Below are 15,194 nucleotides of genomic sequence, written 5' to 3' on the forward strand. Positions count from 1 at the left end.
GGATCACCGAAGACCGAGCCAACGTCGCGCCGCCGTCCAGTCGCGCAGCACCAGCCGCTCGACGAGCAGCACCAGCAGCATCGACACGCCGAACAGCGGCAGTGCGAGACCCAGCAGGATCAGCAGCGCCACGAACCCCGCCGCCACGCGCGGTCGCGGCCGCGCGGGTGGTGCGCCCAGCGTGTCGGCGGGCCGACGCCGCCACCACAGCACCACGCTGCTGACCGACACCAGCGCCAGCCCGATCGCGGTCAGCAGCCCGAGCAGCTGGTTCGCCCAGCCGAACAGCTGTCCCTCATGCGCGGCGACACCGTAACCGACGATCCGGTCGATCAGCCGACGCTGCGCGAAGTCCTTGCGCGTCAGGATCCCGCCCGTAGCGCCGTCGAGCGTCAGGTCGGTGCGCAGCGGCCGGTTCGCGGTATCGGACTTGGCGGTCCAGGGCTGGCCCATGCCCGTCGGCGGCGCGATCAGGACCGGCGGCGCGAGCGCGAGCGGGCGCAGCGTCGCGATCAGCCGGTCGAGCGGCACGTCCGAGACCGCGGGATGCGCCATCGTCATCCCGCCATGTTCGGCATGCGCGCCCACCATCGCGCGGGTGCCGGCATCGGCGGCACCGCGCGCGCGAAGCTCCGCGGCCTGCCCTGCGGACCAGTCCTGCCTGACCACCCGCCCTTCGGTGACCGTCCGGATCGCCTTCAGGTAACTCCCCCAGCTCGCGGCCCAGGGCAGCCCCGATATGAGCAATGCGAGTGCGAAGACCGATACCCAGAGCCCGGTAACGCCGTGCAGGTCGCGCCAGAACCGCCGCCCGCCGGCACGCAGCCGCGGATAGACCACCGCCGCCAACCCGCTGCCGCGCGGCCACCACAGCACGAGCCCCGACAGGATCATGACGATCGCCCAGGAGGCGGCGAGCTCGACCAGATAAGAGCCGGGCGTGCCGATCAGCAACTCACCGTGAAGCCGGAAGATGATCCGCATCAGCCGGCTGTCCTCGTCGACCGTGTGGAGGATCGCCAATGTGTTCGGATGGACATAGACTCGCGTCTCGGTGGTGCCGGCGCCGACGATCACCTGCACCGCCTCGTCGGGACGCTCGGGCAACTGATAACGGTGCAGCACCGATCCCGGCACCGCGCGCACCGCCGCCTCGGCCTGTCGCGCCGCTGAGGCGCGCGCGCCGTCCAGCGGCAGATGCGTATAGGGCCGATCGATCAGCGCCTCGATCTGCGGGCGGAACAGGTAAATCGAGCCGGTGACCGACAGCCACAGCACGAACGGAAGGCAGAACAGCCCGGCATAGAAATGCCAGCGCCAGATCGTCGGATAGCCCGGCCAGCCGCGACCGGGACCGGGTCCGCCCGAACGTGCGGCGGCGGAAGAATGTGGAGTGGTCGCACGCATCAGAACCGCGCCTTCACGCCGGCATAGACGGTGCGCGGGACACCGGCATAGATCGACCCGGTTGCGGTGCTGAGCACGGCCGCCGGATTCTGCTGCCCGGTCGCCGCGTTCAGGCTGTTCGCGATCACCGATGCCGAGCCGACATAGGTCGTGTCGAACAGGTTCTGCACCGAGGCGAACAGCCGCAATCGCGACCACACCCCCTCCCCCCTTGGTGGATCATAATGGAGGTTGAGATTGGCGAGCGTATAGCCCGCCACACTCAGCAAATTGCCGTTGTCGATCGCATAGCGATCGCGGTGGGTCAGCTCGACGAACCCGCCCAGCCCCGCCACCGCGCCACCCGGCTGGTCATAGCCGAGCCGGACGTTGACGAAGGTCGGGATGACGCCGGGGATGCGGTTGCCCGCGCGGTCGAACGTCGCCGACGCCGCGCCCGAGGTCAGCCGCTCGACGAACGCTGTATAGTGGTGGTCGTTATAGCTGTAGCTCGCATCGATCCGCGCACCCGGCAGGACCGCGGGCAGCGGCGTCCAGCTGAGCCCGAGCTCGACGCCGCGGTGGACCGAGCGCGGCGCGTTGGTGGTATAGGCGAGCAGGTTGACGCCCGCCGACTGGCTGACCTGTTCGTTGCGGAACCATTCGTAATAGCCCGTCACCTCCGCCTTCAGATTGGTGCCGAGCGCGACTTCGGCGCCGAGGTCGATCCCGGTGTTGCGCTGGGTCTTCAGCGTTACGTTGTTGCCCGGCACCCCCGCCGCGGTCACGAACAGCGCGCCGGCCTGCGGGATGCCATAGCCGGTGCCGACGCGCGCGTGCAGGCGGACCGCGTCGATCGCCTGCCAGACGAGCGAAGCCTCGGGCGCGACGTTCCAGAAATGGCGCTCGGCGGGGATCACGCTCAGCACCGGGTTCGCACCGAGCGGATAGGCATAGCCGGTCTGCGTCACGCCGATGATCGATCGCTCCGCGCCGATGCCGGCGATGAACTGGAGCCGCGACGTCAGGCTCAGCTCCTCGCGTGCGCGGGCGCCCAGGTTGCGGACGTCGCCGAACACCGTCTGCGTCGGCGCGCCGATGCCGTCGCGGCCCGCGGGCGTCTTGTTGAAGCTGTAGCTCTGGTTATCGAGATAATTGTAGAAGACGCCGACAAAGCTCGTCGCCGCCATCCCGAACACAGTGCCGCGGTGCGTGACGTCGCTGGTGATGTTGTAGCTGTCGAGCGTCCCCTTGAACGGCGTCGCGCTGGTCGGCTGGTTGACGACGCGGCTGTCGAACGTCGCCTGCGTCCGCCACGTCGCGGTCGTGCTCAGGTCATGCTCATAGCGGGTGCCGATGATCGTCCGGCGATCGTTGCGCGCGAGGTCGGCCTCGGCCGCGGTCTGCGCGATCCGCACGCCGTTGACGCCGTTGGCGAGCACCGAGATCGTGCCGCAGCCCGGCGCCGCGCCGACCCGTGTCGCGCAGCCGCGCTGATAAGGATTGGCGCGATACTGATCGAGCGAGAGCCGCGTCGAGAGCGCGAATTCGCCCTCGTTGTAGATGATCTTCGCGGTCAGCCGGTCGCGGTCCGAAATGGCATAGGTCGCCAGCGCGTTGATCGTGCCCGTCTCATACCCCGTATGCCCGGTCGACCCGTTCGCGCGCACGAAACTGCCGAACAGCGCATAGTCGAAATCCGCACCGGCATCGCCGATCGTCGCATAGACATTGGCATAGCCGTCGCTGCCCGTGTCGATCCCGATTTCGGCGCCGTCGATGTCGCGGCCGCGTCGGGTGCGGAAATTGACCGCGCCGCCGATCGCGTAATTGCCATAGCGTGCGGAGGATGGCCCGCGCACCACGTCGACCGCGCCGTAAGCATGCGGATCGGTCAGGTCGAACCGGGCCAGCCCGTCGGGCTGGGTGACGGGAAAGTCATCCTCGAACACCTGGATGTTGCGCGCGCCGAAACTGTTGCGCGCGTTCGAGCCGCGGATCGACACGCCGACGTCGCGCGGGCCGTTGCCCTGGATGACGACGACGCCGGGCGACAGTTTGACGATGTCGGCGATCGTCGTCGCGGGGGTATTGCGGAACGCGGCGTCGTCGATCGTCGTGACGGTCTGCCCGGTCACGCGCGTCGTCAGCGACAGCGCGTTGCCGGTGACGATGATGTCGTCGCCGTCGATCGCCACGGCGGCGGTACGACGCGGCGCCTCCGCCGGGCCCGTCGGTTCGTCGAGGCGGCGCAGTTCGGCATCGATCGCGGCACGATCGCGGAGCAGCGCCGCACGCCGGGCTGCGATATCGGCATCCTGGGTGGAAGGTAGAGGCGCAGCCGCGATCGGCGCGGCACAGGCGATCGCGGAGATCGCCGCCATGAGATGGCATCGGGACATGGGAATTCCTGGTCGGACGCGGCCGGGTCCCGTCGGGACCGGGCCGTATAGGGGTCGCGGGCAGCCGCCACCCGCCCGCGCTCCGGCGGACAGGGTCGGCATCGCATCGGGTCACCGCGCGGCCCTTTCAGGGCGTCGCGCCGGCAACCGCTCAACCGCGGACCGGGGGACCTCTTAAGGGGGGACGCAGAAACTCGGGGGCGCGGGCGACGACGGGGGGCGCGACGCGGAAGACGGTGGCGACGACGAACGCGATCGCCAGCGCGAGCAGCACCGGATCGGCCGCGGCCAGCCCCGCCGTCGTCAGGCCGGAAAAGGCGCAGGGCATGTCGCGGCCCGCATGCTGAGTCTTATCCGGGTCATGCGTCATCCCCGGCATCGCCGCATGCGTCGTCTGCGACGTCGCCGTCGCGAGGGGGGAAGGCCCCGCCCCGGCACATAACTGGATCGTGAGCACGCCGTTCGCCACCACCGGCATAAACCCGCCGGGGACGAGGATCTTCATCGCCAGCGCGACCACGACCAGCCATGCGGCAAGCGCAGGATGATCGCGGAGCAGGCGGCGAAGCGGTGTCACGCGCCTGTCCTAGCGAGTCGGCACGGATCTGTCGCCGGTCGTCGCGCGGGTCGGGCCATCCGCCTGTCCCGCCGCTGGACTCCCTGCTTCCCGCGGCTCGGCGATCCGCGCGCAGACGCCGCCGGGCGGCGCGGCGCCTGTCCAGCTGAGCCGGTAGCGGACGAGCAGCCCGTCATGATCGGACAGCTTCGGGCTGCCCGGCGCGCCGTCGAACATCGCGCGGACTTCGATCGGCACGATCCGGACGCGCGTGCCCTGCGCGAAGAACTGGAGATCCTGCGTGTCGAGCCACGGCGCGTCGCCGTCCCAGGACAGCGACACCGCACAGGCCGCGCGCGCCTGGCAATATTCGTGCACCAGCCCGAACGGGTGATGCAGCCGGAAATCGTCGAACCGCGCGGGCGAGCGGCGCATGTTGAAGTCGCCGCCCAGGATCATCGGCCGCGAAGGGGTGCGGCGCGCGGCGAGAAACGCCTCGAGCTCGCGGGTCTGCGCGCGGTGCGCGGCGCGGTGCCGCGCGGGCGCGACCTTCGACGCCTTGCGCGCGTTCATGTGCGTGTTGGCGATGTCTATTCCTTCGGGAACGCCGGGCACCGCGAGCGTCGCCAGCACGACGCCCTTGTTCGACAGACAGTCGAACCCCGCACAGGCCCGCCGCGAATAGGGATCACGCGCAACGCCGGTGATCGCGAAGCGGCTGGCGATCACCAGTCCCGAGCTCATCAGCCGCACGCCGAGCTCGCCCTTGGCCAGCTTGGCACGCCCGGGCAGCCGGTCGTCCTGCGAATAGACGCTGCGCCGCGTCCGCGACGGTCCGCTCGCGAGCGATGGATAGCCCGTGGCGACCACCCCGCGCACCGCCGCGCGCGAGAAGACCTCCTGGAACAGCACCACGTCGGGCGCGGTCCCGGCCACGCGCAGATCGCGCAGGATCCGCCCGATCGCCGCGAGATCGCGCCCGCGCCCCGACCGCGCGGGCCATTGCAGCCCCTCGATATTATAGGTCAGCACGTCGATCGTCGTGCTGCGTTCGCCCGATGCCGCGATCTGGATCGCAGGCGGCCCGCCGCCCTCCCCGGCGTCGACGCCGCCACAGGGCAGCGTCCGGAACCGCGGCAAGCTGCCGCACCCTGCGAGGCCGAGCGTGAGCGCGACCCCCAGCAGGATGCGGCCTGGAATCACCTACCAGCTCAGCCCGGCGCGGGCGTAGAGATAGCGGCCGTTGAAGCCGAACGGCGAATAATAGGGGAAGCCGATCACGCCGGTCGTGTTGTTCGCCGTGACGGTCGCATCGGGATAGACGTCGAACAGGTTGCTGACGCCCAGCCCGAGCTGCGCGCCCTTGGTCGCCTGATAGCGCAGTTCGACATCGGTGATGACGTGCTTGCCGCTGTGCACGTCCGCGGCGGGCGTCGTCCCGGGCTGGTTGACGTCGCCATAATAGGTGACGCGGGCGAGCGCGCCGAGCTGGTCGAGCGACCAGTCGATCGAGCCGGTGACCTTCTCGCCCGGCGTGCCGTCCTCCAGCGTCAGGATCCGGCTGCGCGCGAACAGCGTCGGTGCGGGGTCGAGCGTCGAGGTCGAGGTCGGGACGCGGGTCACCTTGCCGTCGTTGATGTTGCCCGCCACCGTCAGGTCGAAATTGCCCGCCGCCACGGTCCGCACGCGGTAATGCGCGACCGCGTCGATGCCCCTGGTGGTCGAGGCCAGCCCGTTGATGAAGAACCGCGCCGCGGTCGCCCCCGATCCGGCGAGCAGCCCGGCGATCTGCGCATTGACTTCGGGGGACTGGCTCGTCGACGTGGTGATGTTCTCCGACAGCCCGATCTGGTTGCGGATATGGATGCGATAGGCGTCGACGGTCAGGTCGAACCCGCCGAACCGCAGCACCGTGCCGAGCGACAGGTTGGTCGATTTCTCGGGCTCGAGCGGCAGCCCGCCGAGCCGCGCCGCAACCGAGCTGACCGAGGGGAAGGTGCCGGTCTGGATCGGCGCGCCATTCTGGATCACGGTCGAGATCGAGGTGAAATATTGCTGCTGCAACGCCGGCGCGCGGAAGCCGGTCGAGGCCGTTCCGCGCACCGCGATCCAGGGTGCGACGTCATAGCGTGCGGAGATCTTGCCCGTCCCGGTCGAACCGAAGTCCGAATAATCCTCGCCGCGCCCCGCCAGCCCGATCAGCAGCGCGTCGGTCACCTGCGCCTCGAGATCGAGATAGGCGCTGAAGTTGCGGCGATTGCGGTCGACGACATTGTCGGTCGAGAAGCCGCCAAAGCCCTGCGCGCCCACCGCCGCGCCCGCGACCGCGCCCGTCACGGGCGTAGTGTAGGAGGCACGTTCGCCCGCCTGGATCTCGAAGCTCTCGCGCCGCGCCTCGAGCCCGAAGGCGACGTTGAGCCCCTGCAGCACGTCGAGCTTGCGGTTGACGTCGAGCCCGGCGACCAGCTGGCCATAGATCAGCGCGCCGTCGGAAAAGTCCTGCGGCGTCGCGCCGCCATAGGCATAGTTGGCGGAATTGAGCGTGCGGAAGCCGATCTTGTTGCGGCCATAGCTGACGTTCAGGTCGACGCTCCAATCCGCGACCTCGCCCTTGAGTCCGACCGCCGAATTGATGTCGCGCGACTTGGTGTTGATCAGCGGCAGGAAACCGTCGGGATAGCCGGCCAGCGCGGTCGTCGCGCTCGCCAGCCGCGGGAAGGCCGCGCTGCGCGTGTCGCGGTCCTGATAGCCGAACCAGCCATAGAGGCCCCAGCTGCCCGTCAGCGTCGTGCCGGCATTGGCGAAGACGCTATATTGCTCGACCTGCGGATCGCCGAAGCGTCCGGTGACGCGGGTCGGGGTCACGCGCGGATCGAAATCGGCGCGGTTGGTCGCCTGGCGGTTCAGATATTCACCCGACAGCGTCAGGAACCCGTCCTCGCCAAAGCCCAGCCCCTGCCAGCCCGAGACGGTCACGGCATGCTCGCCGGTCGTGCTGCGGCTGCCGCGCGCGGTATCGATGTCGGTGTTGTAGAAGCCGTAATTGACCGTCGCGCCGCCGCCCGAGCGGGCTTCGCGCAGCCGCAGGTTGACGACGCCCGCGATCGCATCCGACCCATATTGCGCCGATGCACCGTCGCGCAGCACCTCGATCCGGTCAAGCGCGACGGTCGGGATGGTGTTCAGATCGACCGCCGCCGAGCCGCGGCCGACCGAACCGCCGATGTTGAGCAGCGCCGCGGTATGCCCGCGCACGCCGTTGATCAGCACCAGCGTCTGGTCGGGCGACAGGCCGCGCAGCGTCGCCGGACGGATCGCATCGGTGCCGTCGACCGCGGAGGCGCGCGGGAAGTCGATCGACGGGGCGATCGCCGACAGCGCGGCGCCGAGCTCGGTCGTGCCCTGGCGCTGGAGCGACGCGCCGCTCAGCACGTCGACCGGCGACACGCTGTCGAGCCGCGACCGGCCGACCGCGCGCGTCCCCGTGACGATGATCTCGTCCTGCGCGGCCGGCGCTGCGCCGTTGGGCCCCACGGCGGCGGGTGCATCCTGCACGGCCTCCGCAGGCGCGGGCGCGACTTGCGCGTCGGCCTGCGCGGCCACGAAAGCGAGAGTCGAGGCGGCCAGCGCCAGCGCGGTACGATAGGCAGTCATGTCGAAGTCCCTGTTGGCGATCGTTCTGTGACGATCTTTCGCGTGCACGAAGATGCACAACGCATTCACCCGGCCCGATAGGTCCCAAGCGACTGGGCGATAAGTGAAAAGAATGCGCGACCGGATGCGCGGGCTGCAACGGGGCATCGCGGCGGCGACATCGAACCGTCACCGTAACGACGCGGGGGCGTCACGGATCTGGTTAATGGATCCCCCCGAGGCTGCGCGGTCGCGGCCAAGGGGACGCTTCATGACCTATCTCTCCACCTTGCTCACGGGCGTCGCCACGGTCGCGATCGCAGTCACGGCGCCGGCGGCCGCGCAGACCGCAGGCGACCCTGCGACGCTGCCGGTCGCGACGCCCGCCGCCGACGCGCCGCCGGGTGACGAGATCGTCGTGCTCGGCTTTGGCGAGAGCCGCCAGGTGCAGAGCGTGACCGCCGCTGATCTCTCGCGGCTGACGCCGGGGTCGAGCCCCTTGAAGGCGATCGAGAAGCTGCCGGGCGTCAATTTCCAGGCCGCCGATCCGTTCGGCGCCTATGAATGGGCGGTCCGGATCTCGCTGCGCGGGTTCAACCAGAACCAGCTCGGCTTCACGCTCGACGGCGTGCCGCTCGGCGACATGAGCTATGGCAACGTCAACGGCCTGCACATCAGCCGCGCGATCATTTCGGAAAACGTCGCGCGGACCGACGTGGCGCAGGGGGCGGGCGCGCTCGGCACCGCCTCGACCAGCAATCTCGGCGGTACGATCGAATTCTTCAGCGACAGACCGCGCGACACGCTGAACGTCACCGGCGGCGGCACCTATGGCTCGAACGACACCTATCGCGGCTTCGCGCGGATCGACAGCGGCGATCTCGGCGGCGGGCTGAAGGGCTATCTGAGCTACGGCTTTCTCACCACCGACAAGTGGAAGGGCGCGGGCGTCCAGCGCCAGCACCAGGCGAACGGCAAGATCGTCAAGGATCTGGGCAGCCTCGGCAGCCTGTCGACGTTCCTCAACTTCTCCGACCGGCGCGAGCAGGATTACCAGGATCTGAGCTACGACATCATCCGCCGCCGCGGGCTGGGCAATGACAACATCGCCGACAATTATCCGCTCGCGCTGCAGATCGCGAAGGTCGCGCAGAACCAGGCGGCAGCCGCGGCCGGCGCGGCACAGCCCTGGGCGGGCGTCGGCACCGCGTTTCCCGCCGGGATCGGCACGGTCGACGACGTCTATTTCGACGCCGCGGGCGTCCGTCGCGATTATCTGGGCGGGGTCACGTTCGACGCCAACCTCACCCCCGGCCTGACGCTCAGGACCACCGGCTATTATCACGACAACAAGGGTCAGGGATCGTGGATCACGCCCTATTCGCCGACCCCGGCCGGCGCCGCCAATGCCGATGGCACGCCGATCGCCGCCGCCAGCCCGCTCGGCTTCCGCACCACCGAATATGCGATCAAGCGCGGCGGGGCACTCAGCAACCTCGCCTATGAAACCGGCGCGAACACGCTCGAGCTCGGCGGCTGGTATGAAAGCAACAGCTTCACCCAGGCACGCCGCTTCTACAGCATGACCGATACCGCGACGCCGAACCGCGACGTACTGAAGTTCCAGGACAATCCCTATGCGACGCAATGGGACGGCAAATACACCACCGACACGATCCAGTATCATGTCGGCGACACGCTCCGCCTCGCCGACGATCGGCTGACCCTCAATGCCGGGTGGAAGGGTTTCACCGTCACCAACCGTGCGATCATGCTGCCCGCGACGACCTCGCCGCTCGCGGTCGGGCGGATCTCCGCCAAGGACTGGTTCCAGCCCCAGGCCGGGCTGCTGTTCAAGCTCGCGCCGGGCACCGAGCTGTTCGCGGACTATAAGGAAAACGTCCGCGCCTATGTCTCGTCGGCGACAACCGGGCCGTTCTCGACCACGCAGGCCGGGTTCAACGCGATCCGCGACCGGCTGAAGCCCGAACGCTCGAAGACCGCGGAAGGCGGGCTGCGCTTCCGCCAGGGCCCGGTCCAGGCCTCAGCGGTCGGCTATTATATCGACTTCTCGAACCGGCTGCTCGGCTTTGCCAATGGCGCGGGGATCATCGGCAACCCGGCGACGCTCAACAATGTCGGCAGCGTCCGCACCTATGGCGCGGAGGTCGCGCTGACTTACCGGGTGTTCACGCCGCTGTCGCTGTTCGCGAGCTATTCGTACAACAACTCGCAATATGCCGACGACGTGCTCGACGCGCGCGGCGCCGTGCTGGTCGCGACCGACGGCAAGACCGCGGTCGACAGCCCCGAGCACATGGTCAAGGGCGAGATCGTGTTCGAACAGTCGGGCGTCACCGCACGCGTCGGCGCGGACTATATGAGCAAGCGCTACTTCACCTATCTGAACGACCAGTCGGTGCCGGGCCGCGTGCTCGTCGATGCCAGCATCGGCTACCGCTTCGAGGGGGACGGCCCGCTTCACGGCGTGTCGATCGAGGGCAGCGTCACCAACCTGACCGACAAGGGCTATATCTCGACGATCGGCTCGAACGGCTTCACCGCCAGCGGCGACAACCAGACGCTGCTGGCCGGTGCACCGCGCCAGGTGTTCGTGTCGCTGAAGAAGGGGTTCTGACGCACGGGCCGGATCGGGACGCGTACGCCCCGGTCCGGCACGCCCGCGTTCAGAACGCCGCGGACAGCCCGGCGAACGCGGTCACGCTGTCGCGGTCGTCGCGCAGCGCATAGCCCGCGACGCCCGCGCGCAGCGACAGCGCGCCGGCGACCTGTCCGTCGACCCCCATCGCATAGCTCATGTAATTGCGATCGGCGCGTTCGACGCTGCTGGTGAAGCGGATCGGCGCGCCGGTCGGGGTCATCGTCAGGGTGCGGGGATCGTCGTCGAACTCGCGCTCATAGCCTGCCCGCACGAAGACGCGGACCGGCTCGCCCGGCAGCGACCGCACGACCGCGCCGAACCGACCGGTCAGGCTCTCGATCTGCTGACGGCCGAACGCCGCCGCGGTCGACAGCCCGCCCGCCTCGGCATAGCCTGCGAGCCGGACGCGGTCATATTGCACCGCCAGATCGGGCCCGAAGGCGAGACCGCCGGTGCGGACCAGGTCGAGCGCGCCCGTGATCCGGCCCGCGACGTAATTGCCGTCGGTCTCGCCGTCATGCGTGCGGATCGTCGGCCCGAGCTGCACGCTGCGCCGGATCTGGCGATAGTCGATCTCGCCATAGGTCCCGTCCGCCAGCAGCCGGACCGGCCCCAGCTCGCCGCGCGCATAGCCGCTCGCGGACCAGGCGCGCGGCTTGTAGCGTCCCGCGCCGTTCTGGAAATCGCCCGTCCCGTCCGAATAGGCGCCCGCGATCCCGACGCCCGAGGCCGCGCCGATCGCGAGGTCCGCACCCAGCGTCCCGCTGAAGCCCCGCTCGGTGATGCCGACGCGCTGCGCCGAGTTGCCGCTGGCGTAATAATGATAGGCCGCCCCGCCGAACACCGACAGCGCGCGACCGTCACGCTGCGACCCGCCGCGTTCGGGCCCCTCGAGCAGATCACGTTGCGCGCGGAACATCGCCTGCGCGGCATAGCCGAGCCCCGCGATCTGCTCGGGCGCCTGGACGAGGCTGGCGATCGCCTGCCCCTGGATCCGCTGCGTGATGCCCGCGGGGTGGACGCTGTCGGCGAGGATATAGGTCTCGTTGGCATTCGGCGTGACGAGCGTCGCGCGCGTACAGGCGAGCGACGAGGGCACGGTGCACGCGACCCCGGTGATGTTGGTGTAGCCATAGGTCGCCGGGCTCGTCACCAGTTCGTTGAACAGCCGGTCGGTATCGAAATACAGCGCGTTGACGTTCGCCGCCGCCAGCGCTGTCGCATAGGTCCGGTTGAACAAAGCGAGCCCCGCCGCGCCGCCGGTCTGCACCGCCATCGTCACGATCCGCTGCGCGCCCGCGGCCTGCAGCCGGCTGACCTGCGTGGCGAGCTGAGTCGCGGCGGTGGTCAGGATCTCCGGGTTCGCGCCGCCCCCGGCCAGGAACGCGAAATAGTCGTTGCCGCCGCCCTGCACATAGACGAGGCCGCGCGGCCCGAACGTGCCGCCCGCGCCGAGGAAGTTGGTGATCTGAGTCGTGATCGGAATCGACAGCGCGTTCGCCGCGGTCACGCGCGCGCCGCCGACCGCATAGTTGGTGCCGCCCTGGCCATAGACCGGGGTCAGCGGCAGCCCGAGCCGCGCCGCGAGCACTTCGGGCGCGACCGGATCGGGATTGGTCGTGAAGCTGCCCGCGTCGCGCGGCAGCCGCGGGTCGAGCGTCAGATAATAGCCCCCGTCGGCCAGGCTGTCGCCGAACACGACCATGCGGTTGACCGGTGCGGCGGCGGCGGTCGCGCCACTCGCGGTCTGGGCCTGCGCGGGGGATGCGATCGCCAGGGTCGTGCCCAGCAGCGCCGCGACGGCGGACGTCGTTTTCATAGATCCTCTCCTGTGCGGCAAGGGGTCGTTGCCCCCTGCTCTGGCACTGTCGTGGATCTGTCACATTGTGACGTCAAGCCGTCTCGCGCGGGGTGTCAGCCGTCGAGCTGTGCGCGCGTCGTCGCGCCGACGCGCATCCCGGTGACGCTGACGACCAGCGTCTCGATCTGCGCCTCGACGAACCCCGCGGCGAGGAAGGCGCGGATCTCGGTCATCGGCAGCGCGAAGCCGCGCCGCCACGCATAGACCGCCATCCGCCGCAGCGCCTCGAGCCGCGGATCGGCGAGCTGCGACCGGCTGCCCAGCCCGAACAGCCCGCCCATCGCGCGCGACACTGCGCCGGGGCTGGCGAGACTGCGCAGCGTGTCGCGCTTGGCGAGCGCGATGACGCTCCATTCGAGCGCGGAAAACCCCGCCGTCTCGTCGGCGGCGTCACCAGAAAGATCGACCACCAGATCGGCGGCCAGATCCGCGGCGAGGTTCGCGGCCGGATTTACCGGCGCGGCGGCTGCAACCCGCGCGGTGTTGCGTGTGCCACAGGGTGCGGCGAAATGCGTGTCGAGGTCGAGATAGGCCATGAATATCCCCTTTCGGATCGGGCAGCACCGGACCTGCGTCGATGGAGGGTCCATCGGCACGGCATGGGGCAGCGCGGGTGCGGTCGTGGTGACAGTGTCGTTCCGACGTCGGAGCAACCTTCGATACCGAGCGGTATACAAACCGATCGGCCCAATCGTCAATCGCCTTCTGTACCGGCCGGTAGATTTTTATGCGGCGGGCTTCCGCGCCGTCCCGCCCCGAGAAATTCACTGAGCGACATCAACTTCTCAGGCGGCCGACGACGAACTGTCGCTGGAGTGCGACGAACCGCCTGCTGCCCTCCGCCGCCGCCCGCGAATCTGACGCGTTGGGGGAGGAGTTTGCAGCACGAACAGGTTCGCGGGCCACCCGCCCCGGACAGGAGAACGGACATGTCGCAGTCCCCTACCGACCATACCGACGACGCGCCCCCGACGACTTGGAAGAAGGGCGACCCGATCGCCGCCGAGGGCCTGCCGACCACGACCGGGGACAGCATCGTCGGCCGCACGGTGACGATCAATCGCCCGGCGGCCGAGCTGTTCGCCTATTTCCGCGACTTCACCAACCTGCCGCGCTTCATGGAGAATGTCGTGTCGATCACCCCGATCGACGCCACGCGGTCGCACTGGGTGGTCAAGGCGCCCGCGGGCCGCACGGTCGAATGGGACGCGGTCGTGACCGACGAGACGCCCGACCGGGTGATCGCCTGGACGTCCGAACCGGGCGCCGATGTCGCGAACAGCGGCCGGGTCGAGTTCCGCGACGCCGGCGCGCGCGGCACCGTCGTCACCGCGACGATCGTCTATGATCCGCCCGCCGGCATCGTCGGCAAGATCGTCGCCAAGATGTTTCAGCGCGAACCCGCGATCCAGGCGCGCCGCGACCTGCGCCGGTTCAAGCAACTGATGGAGACGGGCGAGATCGCGACCGCCGCCTTCACCCGCAAACAGCATGACGAGGAGTTCGCCTGATGCGCGCATTGGCATGGCATGGCCGCCACGACGTCCGCGTCGACACGGTCGACGACCCCGAGATCCTCAACCCGCGCGACTGCATCATCAAGGTGACGTCGACCGCGATCTGTGGCTCCGACCTGCATCTCTATGACGGCTATATCCCGACGATGCAGGCGGGCGACATTCTCGGCCATGAATTCATGGGCGAGGTCGTCGAGACCGGCCCCAAATCGACGCTGAAGAAGGGGCAGCGCGTCGTCGTGCCGTTCACGATCGCGTGCGGCAGCTGCTATCACTGCGGCAAGCATCAATATTCCGCGTGCGACAACGGCCTGCCCGCGGACAATCAGGACATCGCGCAGGAGCTGTACGGCCAGCCGATGAGCGGGCTGTTCGGCTATAGCCACATGACCGGCGGCTATGCGGGCGGCCAGGCGGAATATGTCCGCGTGCCGTTCAGCGATGTCGGCCCGATCGTGATCCCCGACGGGATCGAGGACGACAAGGTGCTGTTCCTGTCCGACATCCTGCCGACCGGCTGGCAGGCGGCGGAGAATGCGCAGATTGAGCCCGGCGATACCGTCGCGGTCTGGGGCTGCGGTCCGGTCGGGCTGTTCGCGGTCCAGTCGGCGTTCCTGATGGGCGCCGAGCGCGTCATCGCGATCGACCATTTCCCCAAGCGCCTCGCCCTCGCCAAGCGGTTCGGCGCGGAGACGATCAACTTCGAGGAAAGCGCGGTCTATGAGGCGCTGATGGCGATGACCGGCGGGATCGGTCCCGATGCGGTGATCGACAGCGTCGGACTGGAGGCGCACGGCTTCTTCGTCGACAACGTCATCGACCAGATCAAGAAGTCGACCTTCCTCGGCACCGACCGCGCACACGCGATCCGCCAGGCCATCATCGCCTGCCGCAAGGGCGGCCGCGTCTCGATGCCCGCGGTCTATGGCGGGCTCGTCGACAAATTCCCGCTCGGCGCGTTCATGGAGAAGGGGCTGACGCTCAAGACCGGCCAGACGCACGTCCAGCATTACATGCCCGCACTGCTCAACGCGATCCTCGAGGAGAAGATCGACACGACCTTCCTCATCTCGCACCGCATGGATCTCGAGGAGGCGCCGCAGGGCTACAAGATGTTCCACGACGACCAGAACGAAGTGACCAAGGTCGTGCTCAAGCCCGGCTTCAACTGAGAGGA

The 15,194-nt window shown here is 68.9% G+C and carries 10 protein-coding genes; 3 read left to right on the plus strand and 7 right to left on the minus strand.

Going from position 1 to position 15,194, the window contains the following annotated elements; translation table 11 throughout:
• Positions 1–3: 3 nt before the first annotated feature.
• From IFT87_RS00500 to IFT87_RS00520, 5 genes are all read right to left on the minus strand, one after another.
• On the minus strand, positions 4–1,407 hold the full coding sequence (locus tag IFT87_RS00500; RefSeq protein WP_192007168.1) for a PepSY-associated TM helix domain-containing protein: 1,404 nt from the start codon (positions 1,405–1,407) through the stop codon (positions 4–6).
• Positions 1,407–3,770 (minus strand): TonB-dependent receptor family protein, encoded by a 2,364-nt coding sequence (locus IFT87_RS00505; protein WP_249403147.1) that lies wholly within the window; start codon positions 3,768–3,770, stop codon positions 1,407–1,409. The genes IFT87_RS00500 and IFT87_RS00505 overlap by 1 nt, the downstream gene beginning before the upstream one ends.
• A gap of 169 nt (positions 3,771–3,939) precedes the next feature.
• Positions 3,940–4,365: a DUF2946 family protein gene (locus IFT87_RS00510; protein ID WP_052149211.1), complete on the minus strand. Its 426-nt coding sequence runs from the start codon at positions 4,363–4,365 to the stop codon at positions 3,940–3,942.
• A 9-nt stretch (positions 4,366–4,374) separates the two neighbouring features.
• Entirely contained in the window at positions 4,375–5,547 is a 1,173-nt protein-coding gene (locus IFT87_RS00515) for an endonuclease/exonuclease/phosphatase family protein (protein ID WP_157840540.1), read from the minus strand.
• Entirely contained in the window at positions 5,548–7,998 is a 2,451-nt protein-coding gene (locus tag IFT87_RS00520) for a TonB-dependent receptor plug domain-containing protein (RefSeq protein WP_192007172.1), read from the minus strand.
• Between the two features lie 250 nt (positions 7,999–8,248).
• Here IFT87_RS00520 and IFT87_RS00525 point away from each other — a divergent pair, with 250 nt between their 5' ends.
• Positions 8,249–10,615 (plus strand): TonB-dependent receptor, encoded by a 2,367-nt coding sequence (locus IFT87_RS00525; protein ID WP_192007174.1) that lies wholly within the window; start codon positions 8,249–8,251, stop codon positions 10,613–10,615.
• Between the two features lie 49 nt (positions 10,616–10,664).
• On the opposite strand, the gene IFT87_RS00530 is transcribed toward IFT87_RS00525, so the two are convergent.
• Entirely contained in the window at positions 10,665–12,458 is a 1,794-nt protein-coding gene (locus IFT87_RS00530; RefSeq protein ID WP_192007177.1) for an autotransporter domain-containing protein, read from the minus strand.
• A gap of 95 nt (positions 12,459–12,553) precedes the next feature.
• Positions 12,554–13,036, minus strand: a complete 483-nt coding sequence (locus IFT87_RS00535; protein WP_249403148.1) for a hypothetical protein — start codon at positions 13,034–13,036, stop codon at positions 12,554–12,556.
• A 393-nt stretch (positions 13,037–13,429) separates the two neighbouring features.
• On the opposite strand from IFT87_RS00535, the gene IFT87_RS00540 reads away from it, so the two are divergent.
• Together IFT87_RS00540 and IFT87_RS00545 are read left to right on the plus strand one after the other, a co-directional pair.
• The gene (locus IFT87_RS00540; RefSeq protein WP_031439712.1) at positions 13,430–14,011 is read left to right on the plus strand and encodes an SRPBCC family protein; all 582 of its coding nucleotides are present in this window, start codon (positions 13,430–13,432) and stop codon (positions 14,009–14,011) included.
• Positions 14,011–15,189 carry a zinc-dependent alcohol dehydrogenase gene (locus tag IFT87_RS00545; RefSeq protein ID WP_037530290.1) on the plus strand — a complete coding sequence of 393 codons (1,179 nt, stop codon included), beginning with the start codon at positions 14,011–14,013 and terminating at the stop codon, positions 15,187–15,189. Before IFT87_RS00540 ends, IFT87_RS00545 begins: the two co-directional genes overlap by 1 nt.
• The last annotated feature ends 5 nt before the right edge of the window (positions 15,190–15,194 follow it).

It is taken from the genome of Sphingomonas sp. CFBP 8765 (genome assembly GCF_014841445.1).
Classification (GTDB): domain Bacteria; phylum Pseudomonadota; class Alphaproteobacteria; order Sphingomonadales; family Sphingomonadaceae; genus Sphingomonas; species Sphingomonas aerolata.